Consider the following 255-nt stretch of genomic DNA (forward strand, 5'->3'; position numbering starts at 1 on the left):
CGAGCAGGTCGGCATCGGACGAGCCGATGAGGTTCTGGTTGCCCGCCACGCCTGCCCAGACGGTCCCGAATGCCGCTTCGTCCGGCAGATTGGTATACGCCGGGCTCTGGGTGGTGTCGGGGTTGAGTTTGAACAGGTTGAGGATCTGCGCTGCGGTGAACTCGCCGCCGGTGCTGAATTTGATCTTTGTCACCAGGTTGTCGCCGCCAAGGAAGTAGTTCTTGACGGTGACTTGGTCGGTGGTGCCGGCAATCT

Annotated in this window: 1 protein-coding gene; it reads right to left on the reverse strand. The window is 61.2% G+C overall.

Annotation, left to right across the window (positions count from 1 at the left end; all coding sequences use genetic code 11):
* Positions 1–255, reverse strand: a 255-nt coding sequence (locus tag PZA18_RS25895) for a calcium-binding protein (protein ID WP_284103528.1), incomplete at both ends; no start/stop codon positions are given.

This window comes from Parachitinimonas caeni (assembly GCF_030129945.1).
In the GTDB taxonomy this organism is placed as follows: Bacteria; Pseudomonadota; Gammaproteobacteria; order Burkholderiales; family Chitinimonadaceae; genus Parachitinimonas; species Parachitinimonas caeni.